This window comes from Psychrobacter immobilis, assembly GCF_904846235.1.
In the GTDB taxonomy this organism is placed as follows: Bacteria; Pseudomonadota; Gammaproteobacteria; order Pseudomonadales; family Moraxellaceae; genus Psychrobacter; species Psychrobacter immobilis_C.
On sequence record NZ_CAJGZN010000043.1, the window covers coordinates 1 to 4318 of the forward strand.

A 4318-nucleotide genomic window follows, 5' to 3' on the forward strand; every position below is an offset into this window, starting at 1 on the left:
ACGTAATTGTTTCGATACATCCTGTATATTCTTGTATTAACCCTTAATTATTTATCTATTTTAAGGGTTAATAACCGATAAATCCGCTTACATTGTCATCAAAAGTTACAAATTCAAAGTTATTTTTAATTTTAAAGTCGCAATAGCTAATGAATTTTTTGATGAAGAATCATTTTATAAGCAATAGAACAGTCTTATACCTACCTCATTTACTTTTAACGCTAACACTATAATCAAAGTATTCTTAACTGCTAACACACTATAATTGCTGCTCTACCGATTCAATATCAGCATAAACTTGGGTTGTCCCGTCTTTATTGAGCTGCATAACCTGATAGGGCATGAATTTATTTTGATACTCCATACCTGGGCTACCAATAGGCATGCCAGGTACGGCAAGACCCATAGCTTGTACTGGCGGATTTTCTAAAAACTGCGCCATATATTTAGCGGGTACATGACCTTCAAAGACGTAACCATCCGTAGTGACTACAGTATGGCAAGAACGCATTTCATTTGGAACGCTGTAGCGCTCTTTAAATACGGCTAAGTCCGCAACATCTTGCGCGGTTGCACTTAGACCATTATCTTCTGCATGACTTATCCATTCTTTACAGCAGCCGCAATTGGCATCTTTATAGACAGTGGCTGATACGTTTTTTAGTAAGTCTGGTTTACTTACTGATGTCATCATAGAATTATTTATAACGTTTGGTTCAGCTGTCTTTGGAACAGCCAAAACATCTTCAGTTGATGCCGATGTTGTGCTTGCATCAGATACGCCACTACTCGGTTGGCTACAAGCAAATAGTGATGAGGCAGCCAGTAATAATAACGTACTACGCAACCCCTTAGACAGATAACGATTGCATATAAGACTGGATTTTATTTTTAAGGGGGTCATAGTGCTCTCTCATGTACTGTAGATATTGTGAGCTATAGAAGGTCAAGTAACACTTCATATCGTTTGGTAATGTAGCATAATAACCCATCAAACGGGGTACGTAAATTTATACATTGAGCAGTGCGGACTGGTATCATAAGCAGTTTTTATTTTGAAATGCTGCCTGTAGTATTAACGGGTCTATCTGAGTTTTGGATTTTGATTAAAAATTCAAGGCTCATAATTTTGGATAATTTGCGATGCACCTGTCTACTATTAGTCTACAAAAGCGTTTGAGTACTCACTTAAATCAATTACCGCTATGGCTTACGCTAGTAGCAGCATGGCTTGCAGGGGCTATTTTTTTATTTGCATTATCGCCTTATGGGTTCTGGCCGCTAGCAATAGTGTCACCAGCGATTTTATATGCGCTGTTGGTGCCAAATATGAGTGGTCGTCGCGCTTTTATTATCGGTGAAGCTTACGGTATGGGGCTATGGTGCGTCGGCGGCTTTTGGCTCTATACAGCTATCCATGATTATAGCGATACTCCAACGTGGCTCGCATTGATTATGATTGGATTGATGGGTCTCGGTATGGGACTGTTTCATGGATTTTTAGCACTAGCCTTTAACCGTATGGTAGGCAAACAACCCTTTTCATTTGCTGCTCTTTGGGTGCTACAAGAATGGTTAAAAACTTGGTTATTCACAGGCTTTCCGTGGCTGTTTGTTGGTTATGCGTTTACTGAAGAGTATTGGTTATCGTCCTTAGCACCCGTTGCTGGTGTTTTTGCCGTCTCTTTTGTTGCCATACTATTGGCTGCAAGTTTAGTAGAGCTACTGCTTCGGCGCAGTAGTTATGCCGTCGTTTCTGTACTGTTATTGGCCATTAGCACATCATTATGGCTGGTCAATCCGCAATGGACAAAACCTAAGGGCACACCTGATCTGTCAGTGTCATTGATTCAAGGTAATATTTCACAAGATATAAAGTGGCTGACTCAATATCAAGTAGAAACGCTAAAGATTTATGCGAAGTTAACACGCACTGAGTGGGGACGTGATGTTGTGGTGTGGCCTGAATCATCTATTCCTATGTTTCAGGATGAGGCTGCGGGCTTTATTAGTGAAATGATAGAAATGGCTAATGCGACCAATACGACATGGATAACTGGTATCCCTTATAAGGATAAAGCGGCATTCAATGCCAGTACGGATAAGTATCCCCCATTTTACAATAGCGTGATTGCTCGAGGTGTAGAAGCGGAAGGCCTATACAAGAAGCAGCGTCTAGTGCCTTTTGGAGAGTATATTCCATTTGAAGGCGTGCTCGATATTTTCCCAAGTTTGGCCGGTAGTCAGGATATTAAGAGCTATAGTCGTGGTAGTGATCAGCAGTCACCTCTAAAGGTGCGTGGACACAATATAGGGACGGCTATCTGTTATGAGGTAGCTTATCCAGATACCACGCGTAAAAATGCCATCGATACTGAATTTTTGTTGACCGTCTCTAACGATGCCTGGTTTGGCACTTCAGCAGGACCATTGCAACATTTGCAAATGGTACAAATGCGCGCGCTTGAGAACGGGCGCTGGTTTATTCGAGCGACCAATACTGGTGTTACCGCTATCATTAACCATAAAGGTCGTATTGTAGAACGCGCACCGCAGTTTGAGCGTACTGTACTACGTGGTGAGATACAGGCACGGGTTGGTAACACTCCCTTTATGCTTATGGGAAATTATCCTATCTTGATAATAATAACCTTGTTATTACTACTAAGCTATTTTGGCAAAGGTCTAACCACACTTAGAAGACGAGGGTAATAGTAAACTTAATCATAATAATTTAATCAGTGTAAGTTTTTTATTTTTTCTAGGTAACGTCCTAACGCACGTAAATATAAAAGTTTTAAACTATTGACCCCTGCCGTCAAATCCGTATACATAAACTTGGGAGATTTTAATTACGCAGCCTGACGATAATAATCAAACCACACCTGTCTTGGCGATTGATAGCCCAAACCCTTTTGAATCCTCGTCTGATTGTAGTACAGCTCGATATAACTGATAATATCATTGATGGCTGTGAACCTTGTTTTATAGTCTTGATGATATACCAGCTCATTCTTTAATGTGCCCCAGAAGCTTTCTATCGGAGCGTTATCGAAACAGTTGCCTTTGCCGCTCATTGAGCCTATAAATTGATGCTGCTTAATGGTCTTGTGGTAGGCGTGACTGCAATACTGACTGCCTCTGTCTGAATGAACGATTAGCCCTTTGCTTGGACGTTTATTCTTGATGGCCATATTTAGTGCTTTGCAAACTAAATCTGCGGTCATACGCTTGTTAATAGCGTAACCGACAAGCTCTTTGGTGTATAAGTCTTTGACCCCTGCTAAGTACAGCCAACCCTCATTCGTCCAGATATAGGTGATGTCGCTGACCCACGACTCGTTAGGGCGCTTAGCATCAAACTTCTGATCCAGTACGTTTGGATAGACCAGCTTGTTGTGATTGGAGTCGGTGGTGACTTTAAAGCGCTTATGACGACGACATTTAATGCCGTGTTGCTCTTTGATGCTTCTTACCATATACAGGCTAATGTTATGGCCTTGCTCGCTTAGATGAGCATGCAGTCGATCTGCGCCATAACGTTCTTTCGTTTCATTGTGAGCCGCTTTAACCAGTAATTCAGACTGGTTGCGATGTATCTGTTGGTCGCTGAGATCACGACTTAGCCAGTCGTAATAGCTTGATGGCTTAACCCTTAACACACGGCACATAGTGGTGATGCGAAAGAGGAACTGGTTGTCTTTGATAAAGGCGTACCTGACTAGCTGTTTCTCGCGAAGTACGCCGTCGCCAACTCGAGCATAGCTCTCCCCTTGCGTCGGGGCGAAGCAGTGCTTCGCTTTATCCCTCCTCATTTAGTATTTCGCGTTCCTCTTCAGCCACTTTGAGCTGCCGCTTGAGCTGCTTTATTTCTTGAAGAGCACTCATAAGATCAGGATCGTATTGCTTTGTGCCGACAAGCTTGCCTTGATTGGCTTTGTTATGCCAATTTGATAGCGTTTGCATGGCAATGCCAAGCTGCTTTGCAGTGGCTGAGATATTGCCATTATTGTCTGATATCTTCTTGACGGCCTCGGCTTTAAATTCGTCACTGTAGGTTCTTACTTTCTTGGTCATGGTAAACTCCTGTCAATACGCTTAGTTTACCAAGTTTATCTCTACGGTTTCTTCAGCATAGCTCACCATGATTTTGTATCCCTTAATAGTATATTGTAGTATGTTGTATATAATATAACCCCAGTTCGGGATAAGGGCTCAAAAAAAAAATAAAAAAAGAAGTCCGAAGTTGCTAAAGTAAGTTTACCAAGACAAACTTCACAACAAGGACTTCTTACATGGACAACCTAACCGAACTATA

At 41.6% G+C, this 4318-nt stretch carries 2 protein-coding genes and 1 pseudogene; 1 reads left to right on the top strand and 2 read right to left on the bottom strand.

All coding sequences use genetic code 11. The annotated features are described in order from the left end of the window. Positions 1–259: 259 nt before the first annotated feature. Complete coding sequence (locus tag JMX07_RS13360; RefSeq protein ID WP_201608413.1) at positions 260–904, bottom strand: DUF411 domain-containing protein; 645 nt, start codon at positions 902–904, stop codon at positions 260–262. Between the two features lie 239 nt (positions 905–1143). Here JMX07_RS13360 and lnt point away from each other — a divergent pair, with 239 nt between their 5' ends. Next, the gene (gene lnt, locus JMX07_RS13365; RefSeq protein WP_201608414.1) at positions 1144–2712 is read left to right on the top strand and encodes an apolipoprotein N-acyltransferase; all 1569 of its coding nucleotides are present in this window, start codon (positions 1144–1146) and stop codon (positions 2710–2712) included. 140 nt (positions 2713–2852) lie between these two features. Here the strand turns inward: lnt and JMX07_RS13370 are convergent. Then, positions 2853–4077 (bottom strand): annotated as a pseudogene (locus JMX07_RS13370) (IS3 family transposase). Between the last annotated feature and the right edge of the window lie 241 nt (positions 4078–4318).